The sequence below is a fragment of the Vibrio sp. HENC-03 genome (genome assembly GCF_000305755.2).
Lineage (GTDB): Bacteria > Pseudomonadota > Gammaproteobacteria > Enterobacterales > Vibrionaceae > Vibrio > Vibrio owensii.
Genome location: NZ_JH976123.1, coordinates 788 through 24547, shown reverse-complemented (window position 1 = coordinate 24547; position 23760 = coordinate 788). Strand labels below are relative to the sequence as shown.

Here is a 23760-nt window from a genome sequence, read left to right as displayed (position 1 = left end):
CAATAATCTATTCTAATGAACCAGTATTACTTCTCTCTCAACATCTCTTATCAAACATTTCTTTCACACTATTCCGGTGCCGCAAGCTCGGTACAAGTCATAACTGACAATGGTTTGAGAGTGCAACTAGATGCATCAAAATTTAGACCATTTCTTAGTCAATTAGGCGTTAGAGGCCGTTTTAGACTCACAACTGACCAAAATAATAAGTTTCTAAAGTTAGAAACTCTGTGATGCCTGATATTCCTAGTGAGTTAAACAGGAATCTTAGTCACATAATCAAACATTTCACCTCTTACCACTGCGAATTTTTGTTAAACATTTGTAATTATGCTTTTACAATAAGTGCATGCATTACCTATGCTTAGTTTCGAGGCTAAAACCCGAAGTTAAGTCCCCCTACAAAACAACAATTCTAATGTGGAGTGTGAATATGACCGCGCGTGAAAATGTAGTGCCGGTTCTGCTTGAAAAGGTATACCAACTAATTCAAGACAAACTCGAGCTTTCTCACCAACCGCTTGTAACTAAACTTGCTCAACACTTATTTAGCAACATTGCTGATGATGACTTGATTCAGCGAAATGAATCCGACCTTTATGGTGCCGTTGTTAGCCTGTGGCATCATATCAATGAAAAGAAACCAGAAGATATTTCTGTCAGGGTATTCAACCCGACTGTCAGCCGCCAAGGTTGGCAATCAACTCACACTATTGTTGAAATTGTTGTACCGGATAGCCCGTTTTTGGTGGATTCCATCAAGATGGCGCTAACGCGACTCGACCTTGTTTCTCACTTGATGCTCAACAACCCAACGCAACTAGAACGCGACAAGAAAGGGCAAGTGACAGACGTAAATGGCGAGGGCGGCGTTCTTCAATCTCTATTCCACATCGAAGTAGACCGTTTAACCAGTAAAGATGAAATGCAAGCGCTGAAAAATGAGTTGCTAACCATCTTATCAGACACGCGCTTAGTCGTTGATGACTGGAAGCAAATGGTTGAAAAACTTAAGATCGTTACCAACGACCTTGAGAAGAATAAAGATCGTGTTTCAATGAAAACGGATCGTTTAGATGAAACGATCGAATACCTACGCTGGTTAGGGGATCATAATTTCACCTTCATGGGGTATAAGGAATATGATCTTGTTAGTGTCAATGGTGACACTGAACTCCAGCCGGTGAAAGAGAAAGGCCTTGGCATGTTTGCTGATGACAGTCGTGTTCGCAGCATCAAGCTTTCTGAACTGTCAGACTCTGCGCGCCTTGAAGCGAAAAAACCTTACGCGCTGATCATCACTAAGGGTAATCAAGCCTCTCGCATTCATCGCCCAGCGTACACTGACTACATTGGTGTTAAGAAATTCGACAAGAATGGTAAAGTGATTGGTGAGCACCGTTTCACTGGTCTTTACACTTCTGCGGTATACAACCAAGCGGTACAAAGCATTCCTCTGATCCGCGAGAAAGTGGATCGTATCCTTGAAGCAAGTGGCTACCGTAACGGATCGTACTCTTACAAAGCCCTGCACAATATTCTAGAAAACTACCCACGTGATGAACTGCTTCAAGCTCGAGAAGAAGAGCTATTAGAAGTGGGGATGGGCGTCGTACAAATGCAAGACCGTGACTTGTTACGTCTATTTGTTCGTAAAGACCCGTTTGGTCGATTCTTCAGCTGCATGGTTTATGTGACAAAAGACCGTTACAACACCGAGCTTCGCCGTCAAACACAACGCATTCTTAAGCAGTACTTTGGTTGTGAGCAAGAAGTTGAATTCACTACCTTCTTCTCAGAGAGCCCACTGGCGAGAACCCATTACATTGTTCGTGTAGACAATAACAACATTGATGTAGACGTGAAAAAGATTGAGCAGAACTTAATGGAAGTATCAACTTCATGGGATGATCGCCTAAAAGAATCTATCATTGCTAACTTCGGTGAAAGCAAAGGTCTTCCGCTTTCGAAAGAGTATATGAGCGCATTCCCACGTTCATACAAAGAAGACATGATGCCTGGTTCTGCGGTTGCAGATATCGAACGTCTTGAAGCATTAAGCGATGATAATAAACTCGGCATGTTGTTCTACCGTCCGCAAGAAGAGGCGGCAGAATCGAAAGCGGTGCGCTTAAAGCTATACCACCGCGACGAGCCAATTCACCTATCCGACGTGATGCCAATGTTGGAAAACCTAGGGTTACGTGTGATCGGCGAATCGCCTTATGAGATCGAAACCAACAATGGCCAAACGTTCTGGATCCTTGATTTCTCAATGCTGCATAAGAGCGATAAGACCGTTGATCTTCGTGAAGCTCGCGATCGTTTCCAACAAGCATTTGCTGCAATTTGGGCTGGAAATTTAGAGAGTGATGGCTTCAACCGCTTGTTGCTAGGCGCTTCACTGTCTGGTCGTGAAATCTCAATTCTTCGTGCATACGCTCGCTATATGCGCCAAGTTGGCTTCCCATTCAGCCAACAATACATTGAGGATACCCTGAGCCATTACCCAGATTTGGCAACAGGTTTGGTGAATCTGTTTGCTAAGCGATTCGATCCAAAACACAAGGGTAGTGAAAAAGGTCAGAACGATCTTATCAAGAAAATAACCGAGCAATTGGATCGTGTTGAAAGCCTCGATGATGATCGTATCATCCGTCGCTACATGGAAATGATCACGGCAACGCTACGCACTAACTACTACCAGTTGGACGAAAATAAACAGCCTAAACCTTGGTTATCATTGAAGATGAAGCCAAGCGAAATCCCTGACATCCCTCAGCCAGTGCCAGCGTTTGAAATCTTCGTGTATGCACCGGATATCGAGGGTGTACACCTACGTGGCGGTAAAGTTGCGCGTGGTGGTCTACGTTGGTCGGACCGTCAAGAAGATTTCCGTACTGAGATTCTTGGCCTAGTTAAAGCACAGCAAGTTAAGAACACGGTTATTGTTCCTGTAGGTGCAAAAGGTGGCTTCGTATGTAAACGTCAGCACACTCTAACTAACCGTGATGAAATCTTTGCTGAAGGTCAACGTTGTTACAAACGTTTCATCCGTGCATTACTCGATGTTTCTGACAATATCATTGAGGGTGAAGTTATCCCGCCGAAGAGTGTAGTGCGCCACGATGAAGACGACCCATACTTGGTTGTTGCAGCCGATAAAGGTACAGCGACGTTCTCTGATTTGGCGAACTCTGTATCGGATGAGTACAACTTCTGGCTAGGTGATGCGTTTGCGTCAGGTGGCTCTAACGGTTACGACCACAAAGCAATGGGCATCACTGCGAAAGGTGGTTGGGAATCGGTGAAACGCCACTTCCGTGAAATGGGCATCAACTGTCAAACCACTGACTTCACGGCAATTGGTGTTGGTGATATGGCGGGTGACGTATTTGGTAACGGTATGCTGCTATCTAAGCACATTCGTCTACAAGCTGCGTTCAACCATATGCACATCTTCATTGATCCAAATCCAGATTCAGCCACCAGCTGGGAAGAGCGCAATCGCTTGTTCAATCTACCACGGTCAAGCTGGGAAGATTACAATGCCGAGTTGATCTCACAGGGCGGTGGTATTTTCTCTCGACGCTCTAAATCGATCCAACTTACGCCTGAAATCCAAAAAATGTTGGGCACTAAGAAAGCGTCTCTTGCGCCAAACGATCTGATTAAGATGATCCTACAAATGGAAGTGGATCTGCTTTGGAATGGTGGTATCGGTACTTACGTTAAAGCTTCTAGCGAGACACACACTGATGTTGGCGACCGTGCAAACGACGTACTCCGCATCGATGGACGCGATTTAAAAGCGAAAGTCGTTGGTGAAGGCGGTAACTTAGGTATGACCCAGCTTGGCCGTATCGAGTACGCGACCACAGGTGGTCGTGTAAATACTGACTTTGTTGATAACGTTGGCGGCGTAGACTGCTCGGACAATGAAGTAAACATTAAGATCTTCTTGAACGGCCTTGTATCAAATGGCGATTTAACGGTTAAACAACGCAACCAAATTCTTGAATCGATGGAAGATGAAGTGGGCGAAATCGTATTGGACGATGCATACCGTCAATCTGAGTCGATTTCGGTGACTGAACAACAAGGTGTTGGCATCGTTAAAGAGCAAATCCGCTTTATTCACACTATGGAAAAAGCAGGGTACTTGGATCGTGCTCTTGAGTACATTCCAGACGATGAAACCTTGATTGAGCGAGAAAAACAAGGTCTTGGTCTGACACGTCCTGAGCTTTCAGTGCTTGTGGCTTACGGCAAGATGGTTTTGAAAGAACAATTGGTTGCTGACGAAATCGCAAATGACGAATTCCATGGAAAACAACTGGTTGCTTACTTCCCAAGTAAGTTACGCCGTAACTACAAAGATCAGATGGTAAACCACCCGCTGCGTGCTGAAATCATCGCAACAGCGCTGGCAAACCAAATGGTTAATGAAATGGGCTGTAACTTCGTGACTCGTCTTCAAGAAGAGACGGGGGCGAGTGTGGTTGATATTGCGAACGCTTACAGTGCAACACGTGAGATCTTCGAACTGGAAGATATTCTTAAGCAAACCCGAGCACTTGATAACGTTGCAACAGCAGAAGCACAGTATGAGATCATGTTCTACGTACGTCGCGCATTGCGCCGTATCTCTCGTTGGTTACTTCGCAATCGCAGCGGTAAGAGCACAGTAACTGAGCTCGTTGCACTATATAAAGACGATGTTCACACTATTACTGAAACTCTAGACACCATGCTAGTTGCATCAGAAGTGGAAGAGCATAACGAACTTGCCCAGAAATGGATTGATCGTGGAGTAGAAGAGAAACTTGCGCACCACGTAGCTCGTCTCTCTAGCTTACAATCAGCACTGGATATATCTTCAGTAGCGAGCGAAACGGGTAAAACGGTTGAACAAGCATCTAAGCTTTACTTCAACCTCGGTGACCGTTTATCACTTCATTGGTTCTTGAAACAGATCAATAGCCAAGCAGTCGATAACAACTGGCAAGCCTTAGCTCGTGCGGCATTCCGTGAGGATCTTGATTGGCAACAACGTCAACTGACTGCTCAAGTTTTAACTTGCGGCTGTTCAACAGAAGATCTAGACGTAATGCAAGCACTCGAAGATTGGATGACAACAAATGAACTGTCATTGCATCGTTGGGAGAGTATCTTGAATGAATTCAAAGTTGGTTCCGTCCATGAATTCGCTAAGTTCTCTGTAGCACTTCGAGAATTGGTTCTACTTAATCTGAATTGTTCTTCGAACGAATAGGGTAAGTGACTTTGACAAAGGCCTCGCAATAGCGGGGCTTTTTTATGTTTAAACCATTTCAATTAACCCAATTCAGTGACGCTGTAACACTGATTTTAAGTTTTCATGACATGAAATCGTTTGCTTTTAATGAAAAAGCTAGCAATTTTGTATAGGAGAACTAGCGCTAATCGACTGTTTTTAAGAATAAAACTAAAATAAGAGGCTCAATTTTGCTGAATTCATTCATTTTCATTGAATTGCATTGGAAAACAGTAAATAATATTGACCCGTTTACACGGGGCTTTTTTCTTTCGGAGGCACAATGCTTTACCGTCTAGCCAGAACTGGCTTTTTCCAACTTGATGCCGAAAAGGCACATGATCTTGCAATCAAAAACTTCCAACGCTTTAACGGCACTCCTCTCGATCTTTTCTATCGTCAACAATTACCAAATCGTCCAGTAGAATGCATGGGGCTTACATTCCGTAACCCAGTGGGTCTTGCTGCTGGTTTGGACAAAAACGGTGAATGCATTGAAGCGTTTGACGCTATGGGCTTTGGTTTTGTCGAAGTTGGTACTGTTACGCCTCGTCCGCAACCAGGTAATGACAAGCCACGCTTGTTCCGCCTAGTTGAAGCGGAAGGTATCATCAACCGTATGGGCTTTAACAACCTAGGTGTGGATCATCTGGTTGAGAATGTGAAAAAGGCAAAATACAACTGCGTTCTTGGTATCAACATTGGTAAGAATAAAGACACACCAATTGAGAACGGGGCAGAGGACTACCTGATTTGTATGGAAAAAGTGTACGAGTACGCCGGCTACATCGCCGTGAACATCTCGTCACCAAATACACCAGGACTTCGTTCGCTTCAGTACGGTGAAGCGCTAGATGAATTGCTATCTGAACTTAAAGCAAAACAAGCAGAACTTGCTAAAAAACACGGTAAGTACGTACCACTTGCGCTAAAAATTGCACCGGATTTGAGCGATGACGAAATCAGCCAGATCTGCGAGTCTCTAATTAAGAACAACATTGATGGCGTTATTGCAACCAACACAACACTGGATCGCACAGTCGTTGAAGGTATGAAGCATGCAAACGAAGCGGGTGGTTTAAGTGGACGTCCGGTTCAATCTCGTTCAACAGAGGTTGTTCGCAAACTTCACGAAGAACTCGGCGACAAACTTCCGATCATTGGTGTCGGTGGTGTTGACTCTTACGTTGCAGCAAAAGAGAAAATGATGGCAGGCGCGCAACTTGTTCAGGTTTACACTGGTTTTATCTACCACGGACCTGGTCTCGTACGCGATATTGTTAAAAATCTATAAGATCAATCGCTAAATCGTTGAGAAATCGACGCTTGTTACTAAAAAAAGAGGAATTCGTTTCCTCTTTTTTTTTGTCCGTTCGTTTGTAAAATTTAAAAATCATGAGTAGGTAATTAAGCGTCTTACCTCTTATTGCTGTTTAACTAGTCACAAGAGAACGGAATAATGCTTAAACCCAGCGACAAATGGAATTGGTATTTTGACGAGCAGAAAGCTTGCCTAATGCTGGATTTAGGGGAGGAAATGATTTTCCAAACCAATCTATGCCGAAAGCTGTTGGTCAATTGTGCCTTCTCAGACAATGAATTCACCGTTGATGACGCAAGCGCGTTCCAAACGTACAACGAACGAATCCGCTGTCTCGACATCAACGAATACCGTCAAGCCGAACTTACGCTTTATTGCGTAGCCGCGAAACGCTTTCATAAGCCAGTCCAACCTAAGAGTTGGTTCTTCGATGCCCAATGCGATGGGCACGAGCCAGAAGAAGGGGACATGGTCTTCCTAACAAACCGATATTCAGAAGGTGTGTTCGTCGTCCTAGAGCCAGGTGAAACATCAAGCCTGTGTGCTTATGTTGGACAGGAAGAGTTCCTGTTAGACGGCAACAAAACGCTCCAGTTTGGTCAACCGATTAAAGTAATGCATGATCGCATGGTCTGTGCTAATCACTTATTCATGATGGCACCGATGGCGATGGTGGGTTAGTTTCCTTTTGATTTTTTCTTTAATTTCGTTCCTTTGTTTGCATTAATCGACCGTACTAGGTCGATTTTTTTTGCCTAGAATTTTCCAAATCTCTCCTAATACACGCTCCAAACCCACCCTTAGGTGAGGGGATTTCGTATCTCATATATGAAGCAGCTCACTTTTATTTCACTTTTTTCATTTTAGCGTTTCCTTAAATTAGGCAACTTGGCGCCTAATATTTCACCTTTTATTCCCCTATACATTCATTTTGTAAGTAAATTACACGCTCCAAATGCATTTGGTATAGACCAAATTTACAGTAAATAAGTATTCACTTCTTCTGTAGGGCTTGTTTTTATTAGGTAGTGAAAAAGAGACTTATTTCTTGATGAAAGGTGTTGTGTTTTGACTTTCAGCAGGAAAGGTTGGTGATGGATTGCGCTAACAAATCGAAAAAGCCTTTAAAAACGAGGCATTGATCGTAAAGTCAGGTATAATCAAAGCCATTTTTTATCGACGAAAGAACACTATGAATCAATATCTCGCGGTAACTTCAAATGGCATGGAAAACTTGCTTGTTGAAGAACTGACTAAACTAGGCATTGAAAACGCCAAACCAGTACAGGCAGGCGTAAAATTTAAAGCAACGAATGAACAGATTTACCGTTGCTGTTTGTGGAGCCGCTTGGCGTCTCGATTTGTACGTGTTTTATCGGAGTTTACCTGTAACGACGACATGGACCTTTACCTGTCAACGTCTGCAATCAATTGGGTAAACCAATTCCATAGCTCAAAGCGCTTTGTGGTTGACTTCAACGGTACTAACCGCGAAATCCGCAACAGCCAATATGGTGCAATGAAAGTAAAAGATGGCATCGTAGACTGCTTTGAGAAGAAAGGGCTTCCTCGTCCAAATATCAGCAAAGAGCGTCCCGATATCCGCGTTCACGTCCGTCTACACAAAGATAAAGCAATTCTTGGTGTGGACATGGTGGGTAGTGGTCTTCATCAACGTGGCTACCGTCCAGAATCTGGTCGAGCTCCGCTGCGTGAAACACTAGCAGCAGCTATCGTAATGCGTTGTGGCTGGAATGGTTCTCAACCACTTCTAGATCCAATGTGTGGTTCTGGTACGTTGCTGATTGAAGCGGCAATGATGGCAGCGAACATGGCACCTGGCGTTAAGCGCAAACAGTGGGGCTTTGAAGCACTAGAAGACTTTGAACCAGAGCTTTGGGCAGAGATTAAATCAGAGGCAAATGTACAAGCTCGACGTGGTGTCAAAAAAGTTGACGCTAAGTTTTTCGGCTTCGATAACGACCCGAAAGTACTGAAGGTTGCACAAGACAACGCTCGTAGAGCTGGTGTTGAAGAGCTGATCACATTTGCACAAGGTGATGCGGCAACTATTACTCGTCCAGCTGGTTTCGAAGCCGGCGTTATCGTTTCTAACCCTCCTTATGGTGAGCGTCTTGGTACTGAGCCCGGTCTGATTGCGTTATACACAGCATTTGGTGGTCAGCTAAAAGCAGAGTTTGGCGGTTGTAAAGCGTCTATCTTCTCTAGTTCAGATGAGCTACTAAGCTGTCTTCGTATGCGTGCGGACAAACAATTTAAATTGAACAATGGTGCGTTACCGTGTCACCAAAAGAACTACAGCATTGCAGAGCGCAGCGCTGACGAAGTAAAAGGCGCAGATACTAGCGTTCAGATCGCACCTGACTTCTCAAACCGTTTGAAGAAAAACATTGGTAAGATTGGTAAATGGGCTCGTAAAGAGAAACTAGACTGTTACCGTATCTACGATGCGGACCTTCCAGAATACAACGTAGCGATCGACGTGTACGGCGATCAAATCGTGATTCAAGAATACGCAGCACCTAAGAATATCCCTGAAGAAAAAGCCAAACGCCGTCTAACGGACATCATCCGTGCAACGATTCAAGTAACAGGCGTAGAAGCGAACAAAGTTGTACTGAAAGTTCGTGAGAAGCAGAAAGGCCGCAGTCAGTACCAAAAACTGGGGCAAGTTTCAGAGACACTTGAAGTGAACGAGTACGGCGTGAAGCTGATCGTAAACCTTCACGATTACCTAGACACTGGCTTGTTCTTGGATCATAAGATCACTCGTCGTCGCCTTGGCGAAATGGCACAAGGTAAAGATTTCCTTAACTTGTTTGCTTACACTGGTAGTGCGACAGTACACGCAGCCGTTGGTGGTGCTCGTTCTACAACTACGGTAGACATGTCTAACACGTACCTGAACTGGGCGAAAGACAACATGCAGCTAAATGGCTGTGTTGGTCGCCAGCATCGTTTTGAGCAAGCTGACTGTCTACAGTGGCTTGAGAACGCGAAAGGTGAATACGATCTTATCTTTATTGATCCACCGACGTTCTCTAACTCTAAACGTATGGAAACGTCGTTCGATGTGCAACGCGATCATATTAAGCTAATGACAAACCTTAAGCGCCTGTTGCGTGATGGCGGTACGATTGTTTTCTCAAACAACAAACGTCACTTCAAGATGGACGAAGCAGGGCTTGCAGAACTGGGCTTGAAAGCGCAGAACATTTCTTCTCAAACTCTGCCATTGGATTTCTCTCGTAACAAACAGATTCACAACTGCTGGCTGGTTACTCACGCAGAATAGGGACGGAACAGTAAAAGGATGTTGAACGTGCTAACACTTTACAGCACTGAAGGATGCCATCTCTGTGAGATGGCGTTTGACCTCATTGGTCAGATTGGCCTCGCCGAACAAACTCACATCGTCGACATTGCGTTCGACGATGTTCTCTTTTCTCGTTACGGTGTCACGATTCCCGTATTGAAATATCAAGATTCTGAGTTGAACTGGCCGTTTGACTTAGAACAACTCACACATTGGTTGGATAATAATGGCATTACTTACCATTCATAACGCGCAACTTGCATTTGGTGACCACCCATTACTAGATAAAGCGGAGTTCGCTCTTCAAGAAAACGAACGCGTTTGTTTAGTTGGTCGTAACGGTGCAGGTAAGTCCACGTTAATGAAAGTGCTTGCTGGCGACATTTTGTTGGACGATGGCAAGATTCAAATCACTCAAGACGTAGTTGTTTCTCGACTTGAACAAGATCCGCCGCGTAATCAAGAGGGTACGGTTTACGAGTACGTATCTGGTGGTTTAGCTGAAATCGGCGAACAGCTGAAGATCTACCATGATCTTCTCGATCTTGTGGCTCAGGACCCAAGTGAAAAGAACATTAATCGTCTTGCTAAGATTCAAGAGCAGTTGGATCATCTAAATGCTTGGCGCTTTGATGACCGTGTCAAGAACGTTCTGGGCGCTTTAAAGTTAAGCCCGGAAACCAAACTGACGGACTTATCGGGTGGTTGGCAACGCAAAGCTGCTCTGGCTCGTGCACTTGTTTGTGACCCTGATGTATTGCTTCTTGATGAGCCTACTAACCACCTTGATGTAACAACCATCGAATGGTTAGAGAATTTCTTAAAAGACTTTAAAGGCTCAATCATCTTTATTTCTCACGACCGTGCGTTCATCAAATCGATGGCGACACGCATCGTTGACTTAGATCGCGGTCAATTGGCTTCTTTCCCTGGCAATTACGATCAGTACCTGAATGACAAAGAAGAGATGCTTCGTGTTGAAGAAATGCAAAATGCAGAGTTCGACAAAAAGTTAGCTCAAGAAGAAGTATGGATTCGTCAGGGGATTAAAGCGCGTCGTACCCGTAATGAAGGTCGTGTTCGCGCTCTTAAGAAGCTTCGTGAAGAACGTCGTGACCGTCGTGAAGTGCAAGGTAAAGTTAACCTTAACATCGACGATGCATCGCGTTCAGGCAAGATCGTCTTTGAAGCAGAGAACGTCTCTTTTGCTTTTGAAGGCAAAAAGATCGTGGATGACTTCAGCTTCAACATCATGCGTGGTGACCGAATCGCCCTGATTGGCCCTAACGGCTGTGGTAAGAGCACCGTACTCAAACTTCTACTCGGTCAGTTAGAGACACAGGGTGGCCGTCTACATTGCGGTACAAAGCTTGAAGTGGCTTACTTCGACCAATACCGTGAAATTCTCGATCCTGAAAAGACGGTTATCGATAACTTAGCGGATGGCAAGCAAGAAGTGATGGTGGGTGGCCGTCAACGTCATGCATTGAGCTACCTGCAAGATTTCTTGTTCGCACCAAAACGTGCCCGTACGCCAGTAAAAGCGTTATCCGGCGGTGAAAAAAACCGTTTGTTGTTGGCTCGTATCTTATTGAAACCTAACAACTTGCTTATTCTTGACGAACCAACCAACGATTTGGACATCGAAACGTTGGAACTTTTAGAAGAAATGCTTGCCAATTATCAGGGTACGTTACTGTTAGTGAGTCACGACCGTGAGTTCGTAGACAATACAGTAACAACCAGCTGGATTTTTGAAGGTAACGGCGTAATTGAAGAGTTCGTTGGTGGTTATCACGATGCTAAACAGCAGCGCGATCAAGTTCTTGCTTCACGCAGTCAGGTTGAAAAAGCAACGAAGAAAGAGAAAGTGGTTGAGGAAACTCCCAAAACTACGCAACCTAAGAACAATTCGAAGAAGTTATCGTATAAGCTGCAAAGAGAATTAGAGGCTCTTCCAGCTAAACTAGAACAATTAGAGTCGGATATTGAGACGCTACAAGAACAAGTGAATGACCCAGAGTTCTTCACTAAATCTGTGGAACAGACTCAACCGGTATTGGAACAGCTCGCTGCAGTAGAGCAGGAGTTGGAAATCGCATTCGAGAGATGGGAAGAACTCGAAGCAATGCAACAGGACAGTTAAGAATTCAATGAATTGTAGTAACAAATTCAAATTAACCGCCGTCGCGATGATGGTTGGTACAGCAATGAATGCTAATGCAGCATTGTATCAAGTTATTGAAGTAGAACCGGAGTCAAACGGTGATATCGTAAATTACGAGACCGCTTATGGCGTTGCGATTCAGCAAGGTGATGTTCAGGATGTAAGCACTGGTTCACCGTTTGTCCATGGTTGTTTTGATTCTGCAGCTGGTTGTACGTCGGAACAATTTAAATTGGCGATGGAAACTCGCACAACGGCTATATCAGCAGGAGAAGCTGTTGATGGTGTTAGCTACCGTGAAGAAGTTCCGTTTGCAATGGACTCAGGTTTTTATTACGTACAAGAATACGATGACTTTGAGCGCTATTGCTACAATGAACGTCGTTACTCAACGTGCGAGTCCTGGGCGTCTGTGCATTGGCAACCATGGAGCAAAGAATTAGGCAAAGACTTTACAACAAACGCACTAGCGTTTGTTGAGGGTGATGACAGTGCTTACGAAAACAAGTACAACAATGTGATCAACAGCCTTACTGCTGAGGGTGAACCAGTTGGTAACCAGAGTGTAGTAAGCGAGTCGGATTCTTCTGAACTGGAAACACGAAATACTGTTGTTGCACCTGTGGTCCCTACGATTATTCCGAGTGACGAAGACGCAACTGTTGTAGCGAGCCGAGCGTGGCGCACTGACGGCACATTTACTGTTGGTAGTATTTCGGAAGAAGCAGTAAATGATAATGGCACGCATCATACGTCAAAAGCTGCTATCTGGGATAAAACTGGCGCGGTGAGTCAAGTTGATTGGCCTAGCAATACCTCTCAAGACGGAGAGCGCTTGGCACAAGGCAGTATGCGTGGAGTGGTAGCTGACGGACTCACGGTTTATGGTGTTGGCTACAATACTTACCCTGACGACAACTACATGAACGCTACCGTGTTTGTAGGTCAGTTAGCAACTTCTGGTGAAATTGCTGGCGTCGAGTGGGAGAACAAATTAGTAAGCGGCGCTGAACAACGTATTAGCGGTGATACTGTACATACAAACTCGCGTTTAACAGATGTTAACTCAAACTTTGTCGCGATTGGTGAAGCGAAACGTTCTGGTGCTTATTTGATGCCAACAGGTTCTGCACCAAATCGTCTTTTTGTTGTTGAAGACGTAAGGAAAGACTCTGTTGCTGCAGAATATCCAACCACAGGTATTTTCTTCAGTGGTGCAGGCGGTCACATGGGAGCGATTAACTCGTACAACGAGATCGTTGGTCAATTAGACGCTGAAACAACTCGTGAAGATGAAGGTAAACCTCGTCGTAAACGCGGATTTATCTATCCATATGCACTTGGTGGAGAAGTTAGCGACCGTGCTAAAGAAATCTTCGATGGCAAAGCATGGTTCTTGGATAACCTGACGAATGGTGGAGATTTCTCTGCAGACAACAACGCGTTCCGCATCATTAATGCGACTGACATTAACGACGCTGGCGTTATCTCAGCCACTGCAATGAAGTGTGAAGGTGGATATAAGAGTACCGACCATAACGCGTCTTGTGATGGTACTGAAAAGATCGTTGCTGTTAAGTTGATGCCTATTGCCGGTGCTACTTCAGCAGATATCCAACAGAGAAGTATTGAAGACGAGGCTTCTGAGCGCGAAGGTGCTGGCCTTGGTTGGTTGGCTTTGACCATGCTTGGCTTATTTGGGTTCCGTAGAAAATAGTCAGTAATTTTTAAATCAAGCAGAGGCTCACAGAAATGAACCTCTGCTTTTTTTATGCCTTGAGAAAACGCGTAATTTGATCGATTCTTATAAGTGGAGTCATAAAAACTCCATCAAAGTTTCACAGTAACAGTAGTACGTTTGTAAATGGACCTGTATGAGGAATTAACTATGAAGAGACAAAAGCGTGATCGCCTAGAACGAGCTCAATCTCAAGGCTATAAAGCTGGGTTGAATGGAAGGTCTCAAGAGGCTTGCCCATATCAACAAATTGACGCTCGGTCGTATTGGTTAGGTGGTTGGCGTGATGCCAGAGATGAAAAACAATCTGGTCTCTACAAATAACTCTCCACATACAAACAGAAGGATTTGAAAGGGCTCGTTAAGAGCCTTTTCTGCGTTTGATAAATAGGAGTATGGTTATCTAGATAAGGAAAAGGCCCCTTAAAGGAGCCTTCTAAAATAATTCAGAGTAGGAGACTAGAAGCTTGAAGTGTCTTGGAACAAGCCCACTTTCAGATCTTTTGCTACGTAGATTTCTTTGCCATCTACACAAACACGACCATCAGCTAGACCCATTACTAATTTACGGTTAACAACACGCTTCATGTGGATCTCATATGTCACTTTTTTCGCTGTTGGTAGGATCTGACCAGTAAATTTCACTTCGCCAACCCCAAGAGCACGGCCTTTGCCTTTACCGCCAACCCAGCCTAGGAAGAAACCAACAAGCTGCCACATTGCATCAAGGCCAAGACAGCCTGGCATTACTGGGTCGCCAGGGAAGTGACAATCGAAGAACCAAAGGTCTGGAGTAATGTCCAATTCTGCTAGGATCAAACCTTTACCGAAATCACCTTCAGTCTCAGACATTTTTGTGATGCGGTCCATCATCAACATGTTTGGTGCTGGTAGCTGAGGTCCTTGTGGCCAAAGTTCACCTTGGCTAGAAGCTAGAAGATCGTCACGGTTGTAAGAATCACGTTTGTTTTGCATTATCAATTACTCCAATTTTTGATAGCTGCATCTTAGTGAACACGTGTACGCTAAACAACTCCGATCAGTACTAGACAAACCAGTTTTTGATGCGCTCCACAATTCCGACTGGATGCTCATGTCTTTCAAAGTTTTCAATACGTTCAGCAATTTTACCGATGATGCTATCGTCTTCACCACGGAACGGTTTAGACATAAGAATAGGAATCGCTTCATCAACAGTAGAAACTGACCAAATATGGAACTCACCATTCTTAATGCTTTTTATGACATCTTTATGTAGAGCGAGATGTTTTAGGTTGGATTTCGGCATAATTACGCCTTGCTCACCCGTAAAGCCCTGGTGTTTACATACTTGGTAAAAACCTTCAATTTTCTCGTTCAAACCGCCAACGGCCTGCACACGACCAAATTGGTCTACTGCACCAGTAACAGCGATCTGCTGGTTGACCGGAGATTCAGATAGGGCACTCACCAAACAACAAAGCTCTGCTAACGAGGCGCTGTCTCCGTCGACTTCACTGTATGATTGTTCGAATACGATCGATGCAGAGTAAGGCAGAGGCTCATCTAGGTTCAGAGCAGAACTCACAAACGCTTGCATGATCATCATACCCTTCGCGTGTAAGTTACCACCAAGCTCCGCTTTGCGTTCAACATCTGAGATATCACCATCACCGAAGTGAATAACGCAGGAAATACGAGCAGGCTCACCATAAGAGACAGGGTGTCCGGCCATATCAATGACAGTTAGACCATTAATCTGACCGACTTGTTCGCCAGTTGTTTCAATGATCACTTGTCCATCAAGGATATCGTCTACTGCGCGTTGTGGTAGGTACGATTCACGATAATATTTGTCGTCAATTGCCTTATCAATATCATCGAATTCAATCACAGAAGCGTTTGAGTACTGACTAGCAAGAGCCAGCAATTGGCTGTGCCACATGACACCGAGTGGTAAATAGTGTTGATCTTCGGTGTAGCGCATACCAGCGAGAATAAGCCTTCTAAACGCCTGAGAACTCAAGGTTGGATATTGATAACGTTGGCATACCCAATTAACGAGGCCGATATAACTACGTAGGCTTTCTTCGGACAGATGGATATCTTCTTCAACCTCGGTATACATGGTAATGCCAGCCGAGAAGTCTTCGTCAATGAACTCAATTTCCGCTAACTGATTACGATCCCCCGTTATAACAAGTTTTACATCATACTCTTGGCTGCCAAGCGGAGAAGACGCGATACGATTAGGTGTCAAATTGGCCGGTGCAAAGCTTCCACCTTGAATGGCCGCTTTAATACTTGGCCATCTAGCAGCATTCGCCAAAACTAAGTTTGCTGGAACAATAAGGTAACCACCATGCGCTTTGGCGATTAAACCTGATTCAAATGTTGTTTGCCCATCTAGATTGACGCTATAACGATCGAACAGCTCTTTTGCTTCCAACGACTCTGTAACAACGACAGGAGTATCTGTCGTCGTTTGCAAAGCGTCACAGATAAATCCGCGATAAACCGAGTTATCCGTGCAGTTAACTAGTAGTATGCGAGTTAGGCCTCTCACATTGACGAATCGACGGATAGTCGCTTCCAGTCTTGGTTGTAAATCAATAAATGACTTTAGCGGGAGTGAAGGAGCGTTGCTCAGAATTTCTTCGTACTGCTCAAAAGAGGGGGTGACATCTTGCCAGTTAACTTGGTTCATTCAAATTCATCGTAATTTAGTCTTGTGCGCATTATAGCGAAACGATGATCAACTCCCTAGTAACAATTTGACCTATCCAAAAATTCTGCAAATTCAGTTGATTAAACCTTCGACAAATGAGTGATCAACATCGATACTTTTATGAGTTTTAATTGCTGAATCTGTGCATCTGGGTTACGCTGTCACCATATGCGCATTAAGGGTCGGAAGGATGAAATATCAGCAGCTTGAGAATTTAGAATGTGGTTGGAAATGGAAGTACCTCATCAAAAAGTGGAAAGATGGTGAAGCCATAACTCGATACATTGATACGAGTGAAGCGGATGCTGCTATTGCCGAACTACGAAAGTTAGAGCATGAGCCAACACAAGTGCTAACTTGGATAGAAAATCACATGTCAGAAGAGCTTGATAATAAGCTCAAACAGGCAATTCGTGCAAAGCGTAAACGTCACTTTAATGCTGAGCAAGTACACACGAAAAAGAAGTCAATTGATCTTGATTACCGAGTGTGGGAAAAGCTCTCAAACCGAGCTAATGAGCTAGGGTGTACATTATCAGACGCCATTGAATACCTTTTATCAGAAGCTTCACGAAGTGAGAAAGCAAGTATGAAGGTATCATCTTTGAAAGAAGATTTGAGTAAATTGTTGTCCAGCTGAGGAGTATCAAATGCTTTATGTAATATTGATTGCTGCTGTTGTCATTTTTTGGCTTATCGCTGTAGATAGACCCGTCTTAAAGGTTAAATTCGAGAAAGGGCATATATCTAACGTGAAAGGTCATATTCCACCTTCTTTTAAACACAACCTGCAAGACATCGCTGAGCATGACCCCTTTGATGGTGAGATGAAAGTCTACAATCAACGTACTGGTATGCGTTTAACTTTCTCTAAAGAAGTCCCTAAGAAAGTTCAACAGCGCATAAGAAACGTATTCCCTCACCAAGGCTTTAAGTCAACCAAGGGCAAGAAACGAGCTTAAGCATATTATCAGTTACTTGTTCATGTTAAACGGGGCGCATTAATTGCGCCCCGTTTTTATATTAACTAAGTCAGTGAGTTAGAGTTCTAGCTTTCACGAACTAAAAGGTAACTCCATGCGATACACTGTCACGTTTTTGCTTGTGTTGTTTAGTATATCTGTTGCTAAAGCTGACGATTCACAGACCAACCCCGTAGCGAACAAAATTAAAGTAGAACTTCAAAAGAAAACCAACAGAAAGTTTGATGGTTACTACGGTTATTGTGACTTGATGATTGAAATGGAGCATAAAGGCAAGAGCGCCAAGGTCAAAAAAGTAAACGGAAGTGGCGATAAACGCGTATGCCAGTTCGCTAAGTAAATGTGAGAATTGGAAAACGTTATCGCTATAAATTCTCTGAAAAGTACATACGACTACACATAACAACTGGGAATTAGTATTTGCTAATTACATTTCGATAAGTTCGAATTATTTATAACTGGAATTAATGTCACATTTCGTTTACTGCATGTGGCTTTATATATAAACTTGCCGACAGGAAAATAAACAACGTTAGGAATATCAGTTTGTTGCTCACACAAAAAAATTACACACAAGAAGCAATGGACATCGCGGCCAAAGTATCGAAAGAAGTACAGCTTAGGCATGCAAAATGGCTAGCAAGCATGAACCATCAAGTAGACCAGTCACAGGTGGACAAACTTCTCAGTTTACAAGGACGCTATTGCGACGACGTCATCTTCAGTGAGGAAGACCGAGTTACACGTAACCAAAGAATACTTCTTATGTGTGAACAAGAGCGAGTCAAAGAAAAGCGGAAGGTTGTTCAAGATAGACAGAAAACACTGCAAACAGTGATCAATGACGTGTCTAAAGTTGCCGAGCGAATGTTAGTGAAAAAGCTAGAAGCTCTACCTATTGATAAACTATCTAGCAACCTACCAGCATTTGAACAATTTGCATCATTTGCCTATGCGCCATCTCTGAGCCTGCAAAAACTGACTGATTTAGCCAACAGCAGTCATCACTTAAGTTCAACAATCGCTGATCTCATTGAAAACTCGAGGCTACGTGAACGAGGCAGCGCGGCAAAGAACAACTCAGATGTTCGAATTGCGGTCGGTCGCATGGGAGTTGAGAATTGCCGCAAGTTATTCCCAGTATTGATGGCGCGTCCAATGATGAGATGGTCAGACAACAATACTAAGGTTCTTACACCGAAGTTTTGGCAACAATTAGTTTTAACCGCCAATATCACCAAGATGCGATTGAATGAAACTGATGTTCCTGACCCCGATTGCGGAGTTTTAATCGGAACGCTTCGAAGTCTCGGCAATATCGTGCTCATTAATCATTTCACCGACACGTTTGAAGATGCACTCATAGAAGTTATGCTGAATTACAGAAAGACTAACCGGAAAGATGAGTACTACGCGTGTGCTGATGTCCGACCCAATTCAGCGTTTTTACCTAACGTCATTGTCAATATGGAAGCATTGGTGACGAAACGACTTGTGGATAGCTTTAACTGGCCGAAAAACATAGAACACATTAAAGTCGCGATTCTAGAGGACATAGAAAATAAACCTGTCTTAGAACGCAGCGTATATGGTGCAGCTTTGGCACAGGCTAGGGCATATGCAATCTACGATAACTTATCAAGAAGTGAAGTGTTTGCGGAAAAGCACAAACCATTTTGGTTTGCTAACGTTCAAATATCTGGAGAAGCGTTGTCATCTATTAGAATGAGCGCCCCTGGAAATATGACTCTTTTGATGTAAAAGAGTTACGACGTCACATATATATTTAAGGCGACCACGTTTGGTCGCTTTTTTATTGCTTCAAAAAGAGAAACCCACAGATGATAAATCCGAGTTCGTTGATTTTTAAAAATGACCAAACCCTTAGTGACAATGTCACTTAAAGAGGTAAGCAATGTTAGAAGAACTGCCGCCAAGTTTTAAAATTATGGCGGAGCTACTTATCTAATCTTGAAAGCATGTTTCTAAGGCGATGGATTCCCAAAGCGTTTCCAGAATCTTGAAATCTTTTACTGACGTGAGTGACACAATATAGGACGTGAAAAATAAAGTGCATCTTCAAACATCACCGATGAACCCCAATAACTACCAAAAGAACAGATAGAGAATAAGTTGGCCAAACAAACTAGTGCAAGGTCAGCATTAGAACAAATAACGAAGAACTAGAACAATTGGTAAATTAGATTTAGTGAAGAAACAGAGCTGTTAGTTGTCACGCTGATCGCAACGAGAATCCAGAGATTCGCGGTATGTGGGAAAACATAGCAAAAAAGTATAACGGGCTTGGATTAGCAGGAATTTCAATTTCAAGCCCAGTGGAATCCTCAATTAAGTGCGCATTATATCTGCTTATGTTTAATGTAGTTGCATATTCATTATTTATAGAATGTCCCGCTTTTGAGGGACAATTCAATGAAGTATCACGAAATGACAAAAAACTATATTTTTCGTGAGTTTGAATGTGGTTTATCCGTTGAACAAGCTGCTGAACTTTGTTTGAAAACTGTGAGAACAGTCAAAGAATGGGATAAGGGAAAAACCATTCCACCGGAGTGCAAACGACTCATGAGAATGACTAAGGGCAGGGAACTAAGTTCATGCGAACAATGGGAACACTTTAAGATGCATCATGACCGGTTAGAATTACCCACCGGACAGTTGGTCACAGCACAACAGGTTTTGACTGGAATTGCGTTATTGGAGATTGGAGCGTTAACTGACTTAGAGGCAGCAGGTCAGGTATTGAAGTATGCAAGAGCACTTAAGGAAATGATGTAAAAACAGGCTCCGAATGGAGCCTTATTCTTATATAGAAAGAGAGGATGTTAACGAATTTAATTTAGAGTGAAGGTAAATTGCAATCGTAACCGTAGATATTCTTGCTAAGAATTCTTAACAACAAAACCGATACTTATAGAAGAAATTTTTTTCATTATATCGTTCTTAATCTCCATACTATCCGTTTTATCAGCTAGTTCAACGAGTTCACTTATTTTCCTTACAGACTCATCAAACGGCACATAGTCGGCAAATTCATAAAATCTATTAAGGCCACAATATTCAATTGTTGCTCGGCCTTTTTTCTCTTTGGGGTAATAGAAAAGCCCTACCTTTACCGGAACTATATTCTCATGATAATTATCAAAAAACGGGTGGACAATATGATAGAGTTCGGATTTCTTTGGGTACCTCTGCTTTGCTGTACTACGTGTAGTGTGCTTTGCGGCCTTTTCCTTGTTGCAATCTACACACGAAACGCAGAGATTTAATGGTTCGAACATAAACTCCAGTGTTTGTGCCCGTGGGACTATATGCTCTATATCCCAATATCTACCATGTTTAGATTTTATCTTTTGTAAACAATAGGGGCACGTATAGTCTTGGGCCTTTAGATAGTACTCTTTTATATATTTCCTTAACTCATCTAAATCACTATCTTCCCACGTTTTAATATTAAAGTTATCGCAGTTAAGTTTACTTTTAATTAAATTTTCGTAGTCGGAAGGGAAAGATATTGGTTCAATCTTCACCTATAGCCTCCAAAGTGGTTTTAATTATATCAATTAGTTGATATACAGTATCCTTCTCTGAAATTAGATGTTGCGATGAAATAAGAAACTCAACTTCAGATTCTCTTTCTTTGGACAAGGTTCTACCTTGACTTAGTTCACTAAGAATATTTACACAAAGCCTTTTTAAATACTCATTTTGGTCTCCTGGCGTTTGGAATAATCGTGCTAACTGGAAGTCAGCGGATTTGTTACTAAAAGATTTAGCATTGTGTAGCTCATCATTATCAAGATCTAAGATATAACAATTTTCTGACTTTAAATTAGATACTATTAATGGAGAGTGAGTAGCAATAATGAAGTGACAGTTTTTATATGTCTTAAATACCTCGGCAATTAGTTGTATAAATTGTTCCTGCCATGCTGGGTGTAAACTAATCTCGGGTTCATCGATACAAATCAACGAATTGTTTTTTATTTCATTGGCTATAGAACAAACTAAGAGTAGCAGTGAGCGCTCGCCAGAACTCGCACCATCTATGCTAAATGATTCGCCTGTTGACTTCTTTAAAATAACACTCTCAATTCTCGAAAGGCCGTCACGTAATGACGCTTTTAAATCAGTTTTAATATTACTATCAACGTTACTGCCGAATGTAAAATATTTAGGTAAACTCGACTTCAAATTAGACCTTAAAAGCGCTCTTTTATAAGGTGCACTGATATTTATATGGTCTGTGCTGCGTTTATACAATTTGCCAAAAGTGGTATTGGGAACTTTTACAACCTCATTTTGTGATGAAAGAGCTCTTACAATTCTTCGGTTGAGAGAGCCAATACCGTCATCTAAAGCAAGTTGATGGACTTGTTTATCATTTAAGAGCCATGAGTCAAAGCTCTTGTAATTGCTTCCGTTATCTCGGTAAAGGTTTCTAAGTTCGTGGCTAAATGTAACCTTGATCTCTGGTTCATATCCCAATAATCGTAGCGTACGCATAACAGCAGGCTTTGGAGACTGATCGAGTAATGACTGAACAAAAGTATTCATCAATTGTTTATCGCACAACTGTCCATTTTTTAGTCTTAGACCAATATAACTATAGAACTTACCGCGACTTGATTTATCCGAATCAAAGGAGGTTGGAAATTTATCAAACGGGCTCGTAGAAGCTGCTATCACTTTTTTAGGGGAATTTTTCTTAACTTTATTATTATTTTCAATTAACTTTCGACTGCTTCTTCCTCTTCCTAAATAAACCTTAGTTCTTACACCGTTATTCTCAAAATCTAAAGATAAAAATCGATTGTGTTTTAAGTTCGGATGATTTTGATTATAGCTCTGAGAACGTTCGAAAAGTTCTACTATACTAGCAAGTATACGACTTTTTCCTGTGCCATTTTTTCCTATTAGGATAGAGACTGTATTTGAAGAACTTTCCCCTAACGGATCACATAGTTCATACTTCTTTCCATTAAAGTAAGCTTGCAACACCTTCATATCATTATACCTATAAACAATTTGTTGCATTATAAGTAAAACAAGAGGTTAGTTCTAGTTAAACGCATGATGGTTACGTCAAAGTAAAATAGAGTTAGGTTAATGTTTCAATTCGAACTTTTAATGTAAAACACATTGTTGTAGTAACGCTCTGGTTGTTTTGGTGTGTATACGTTGACTCTAGGCTTACCGTTGAATAGAACAACATAAAACTCGCCCCATTTTCTAATGCCAATGACATAGTGATTCTCTGGAATCTTTATCCAGTTCTTCCCATCATCAAAGCTGTATTCAGTAAAACCAACCAACTTAACGCGCTGAAAAGAACCACACTCAAAAGCGTTAACCATACCTCGAAATTTACTGTACTTATGTTCACCATCACGAAGTAAAGCGGGTACGTCGATGCGTTTCCCGTAAATGTCTAAACCGTCAGAGTCTAGTAGGTGGCCAACGTGGCTCTTTACGTATCTAATCAGCATAAAATCACCCATACTGTATATATATACATATATTAGCAAAGTTAAGCTCTATTCGATTAACCAAAACTCTCGATACTGTTAAAAAAGTCGAAAAGAGAAGCCTGTGATCTATTCAGCAGGTTCTTACATGTGCAATTGATCTTATATGTATTTTTATTGAGAATTTCCGCAAACAAAAAAACAAAAGATACCGATACACATCCAAGAGAGAACAACTAGAAGATGAAATATAAATGCCTAATACTTGCACTTGCTGCCGTTGCAAACCTTGCATATGGTCAGACATCTGCTTTTCATGAATACACGCCAAGTAAGACTAAGAATCACACCACTAACAACAACCAAGTTTTAGTCTCGCTTCCGAACAACTACGATGCTTCTGACATACTAAAAGTCGAGATTAACGATTACAGCTATCTAAGTGTCCACTATTTGAATAAGACTACAGGACGAGAAGATGATGTGTGGTGTGCTCGATATACAGATTCCGGTCTAAAAAAAATGGATGCTGCGTTCAAGCCTGTTACAAGACCATTATGTGAAGCGGGTATAGCTGCATTCGAAAAAGCAGCACACTAAGTATCTCAGCACAGAGAACTTCGATAGTTCTGTGGAATTTACCCCCGTAATACAGGTACGGGGGTTTTGACCTCCCGCCGCACGTCGCGTAATCGTCCTAGCCCGTCCTCACTTGCTCCGCG

19 protein-coding genes and 2 pseudogenes are annotated in these 23760 nt (G+C 42.6%); 16 read left to right on the top strand and 5 right to left on the bottom strand.

What is annotated here, in order from left to right; translation table 11 throughout:
- Positions 1-15: 15 nt before the first annotated feature.
- The 9 genes from VCHENC03_RS26895 to rmf all read left to right on the top strand — a co-directional run bounded on the left by VCHENC03_RS26895 (position 16) and on the right by rmf (position 14183).
- On the top strand, positions 16-234 hold the full coding sequence (locus VCHENC03_RS26895) for a DUF2835 domain-containing protein (protein WP_078607003.1): 219 nt from the start codon (positions 16-18) through the stop codon (positions 232-234).
- 199 nt (positions 235-433) lie between these two features.
- Positions 434-5275: an NAD-glutamate dehydrogenase gene (locus VCHENC03_RS12485; RefSeq protein ID WP_009706128.1), complete on the top strand. Its 4842-nt coding sequence runs from the start codon at positions 434-436 to the stop codon at positions 5273-5275.
- Positions 5276-5579: 304 nt separating this feature from the next.
- The gene (pyrD, locus tag VCHENC03_RS12490) at positions 5580-6590 is read left to right on the top strand and encodes a quinone-dependent dihydroorotate dehydrogenase (protein WP_009706127.1); all 1011 of its coding nucleotides are present in this window, start codon (positions 5580-5582) and stop codon (positions 6588-6590) included.
- A gap of 165 nt (positions 6591-6755) precedes the next feature.
- Positions 6756-7298, top strand: coding sequence for a cell division protein ZapC (locus VCHENC03_RS12495; RefSeq protein WP_005426674.1), 543 nt, complete (start codon positions 6756-6758; stop codon positions 7296-7298).
- A 511-nt stretch (positions 7299-7809) separates the two neighbouring features.
- Complete coding sequence (gene rlmKL, locus VCHENC03_RS12500) at positions 7810-9933, top strand: bifunctional 23S rRNA (guanine(2069)-N(7))-methyltransferase RlmK/23S rRNA (guanine(2445)-N(2))-methyltransferase RlmL (protein ID WP_009706126.1); 2124 nt, start codon at positions 7810-7812, stop codon at positions 9931-9933.
- 18 nt (positions 9934-9951) lie between these two features.
- Positions 9952-10203: a glutaredoxin family protein gene (locus tag VCHENC03_RS0125910; RefSeq protein WP_032802757.1), complete on the top strand. Its 252-nt coding sequence runs from the start codon at positions 9952-9954 to the stop codon at positions 10201-10203.
- The gene (locus tag VCHENC03_RS12505) at positions 10181-12100 is read left to right on the top strand and encodes an ABC transporter ATP-binding protein (protein ID WP_009706124.1); all 1920 of its coding nucleotides are present in this window, start codon (positions 10181-10183) and stop codon (positions 12098-12100) included. The genes VCHENC03_RS0125910 and VCHENC03_RS12505 overlap by 23 nt, the downstream gene beginning before the upstream one ends.
- Before the next feature lie 7 nt (positions 12101-12107).
- Positions 12108-13838, top strand: a complete 1731-nt coding sequence (locus tag VCHENC03_RS12510; protein ID WP_009706123.1) for a DUF3466 family protein — start codon at positions 12108-12110, stop codon at positions 13836-13838.
- Between the two features lie 171 nt (positions 13839-14009).
- Positions 14010-14183, top strand: a complete 174-nt coding sequence (gene rmf, locus VCHENC03_RS0125905; RefSeq protein ID WP_005532367.1) for a ribosome modulation factor — start codon at positions 14010-14012, stop codon at positions 14181-14183.
- A gap of 135 nt (positions 14184-14318) precedes the next feature.
- Here the strand turns inward: rmf and fabA are convergent, their stop codons facing one another.
- Both fabA and VCHENC03_RS12520 read right to left on the bottom strand, forming a co-directional pair.
- A complete protein-coding gene (gene fabA, locus VCHENC03_RS12515; RefSeq protein WP_005440057.1) occupies positions 14319-14834 on the bottom strand; it encodes a bifunctional 3-hydroxydecanoyl-ACP dehydratase/trans-2-decenoyl-ACP isomerase in 516 nt (171 codons plus the stop codon).
- A gap of 70 nt (positions 14835-14904) precedes the next feature.
- Complete coding sequence (locus VCHENC03_RS12520) at positions 14905-16545, bottom strand: S16 family serine protease (protein ID WP_009706122.1); 1641 nt, start codon at positions 16543-16545, stop codon at positions 14905-14907.
- A gap of 211 nt (positions 16546-16756) precedes the next feature.
- Here VCHENC03_RS12520 and matP point away from each other — a divergent pair, with 211 nt between their 5' ends.
- The 6 genes and pseudogenes from matP (at position 16757) to VCHENC03_RS0125895 (ending at position 20348) form a co-directional block, all read left to right on the top strand.
- Positions 16757-17206 (top strand): macrodomain Ter protein MatP, encoded by a 450-nt coding sequence (gene matP, locus VCHENC03_RS12525; RefSeq protein WP_005440054.1) that lies wholly within the window; start codon positions 16757-16759, stop codon positions 17204-17206.
- A 10-nt stretch (positions 17207-17216) separates the two neighbouring features.
- Positions 17217-17528: a DUF3634 family protein gene (locus VCHENC03_RS12530; protein ID WP_009706121.1), complete on the top strand. Its 312-nt coding sequence runs from the start codon at positions 17217-17219 to the stop codon at positions 17526-17528.
- Between the two features lie 115 nt (positions 17529-17643).
- Positions 17644-17966 (top strand): annotated as a pseudogene (locus VCHENC03_RS0125900) (hypothetical protein).
- Positions 17967-18095: 129 nt separating this feature from the next.
- A complete protein-coding gene (locus VCHENC03_RS12535; RefSeq protein ID WP_009706119.1) occupies positions 18096-19310 on the top strand; it encodes an HDOD domain-containing protein in 1215 nt (404 codons plus the stop codon).
- 473 nt (positions 19311-19783) lie between these two features.
- Positions 19784-20023: pseudogene (locus VCHENC03_RS26890) on the top strand (DUF3693 domain-containing protein); the annotation flags it as partial.
- Positions 19983-20348, top strand: coding sequence for a phage protein (locus VCHENC03_RS0125895; protein WP_032802756.1), 366 nt, complete (start codon positions 19983-19985; stop codon positions 20346-20348). The pseudogene VCHENC03_RS26890 and the gene VCHENC03_RS0125895, both read left to right, overlap by 41 nt.
- Positions 20349-20452: 104 nt before the next feature.
- Here VCHENC03_RS0125895 and VCHENC03_RS0125890 read toward each other — a convergent pair whose 3' ends face one another.
- The 3 genes from VCHENC03_RS0125890 to VCHENC03_RS12540 all read right to left on the bottom strand — a co-directional run bounded on the left by VCHENC03_RS0125890 (position 20453) and on the right by VCHENC03_RS12540 (position 23059).
- Positions 20453-21100, bottom strand: a complete 648-nt coding sequence (locus tag VCHENC03_RS0125890) for an HNH endonuclease (protein ID WP_232310339.1) — start codon at positions 21098-21100, stop codon at positions 20453-20455.
- Positions 21090-22577, bottom strand: coding sequence for an AAA family ATPase (locus VCHENC03_RS26400; RefSeq protein ID WP_009706117.1), 1488 nt, complete (start codon positions 22575-22577; stop codon positions 21090-21092). Before VCHENC03_RS26400 ends, VCHENC03_RS0125890 begins: the two co-directional genes overlap by 11 nt.
- Before the next feature lie 107 nt (positions 22578-22684).
- Positions 22685-23059, bottom strand: coding sequence for a hypothetical protein (locus VCHENC03_RS12540; RefSeq protein WP_032802759.1), 375 nt, complete (start codon positions 23057-23059; stop codon positions 22685-22687).
- 222 nt (positions 23060-23281) lie between these two features.
- Between VCHENC03_RS12540 and VCHENC03_RS0125880 the strand changes: the two genes are divergently transcribed.
- Positions 23282-23638, top strand: a complete 357-nt coding sequence (locus VCHENC03_RS0125880) for a hypothetical protein (RefSeq protein WP_032802755.1) — start codon at positions 23282-23284, stop codon at positions 23636-23638.
- Positions 23639-23760: the final 122 nt, after the last annotated feature.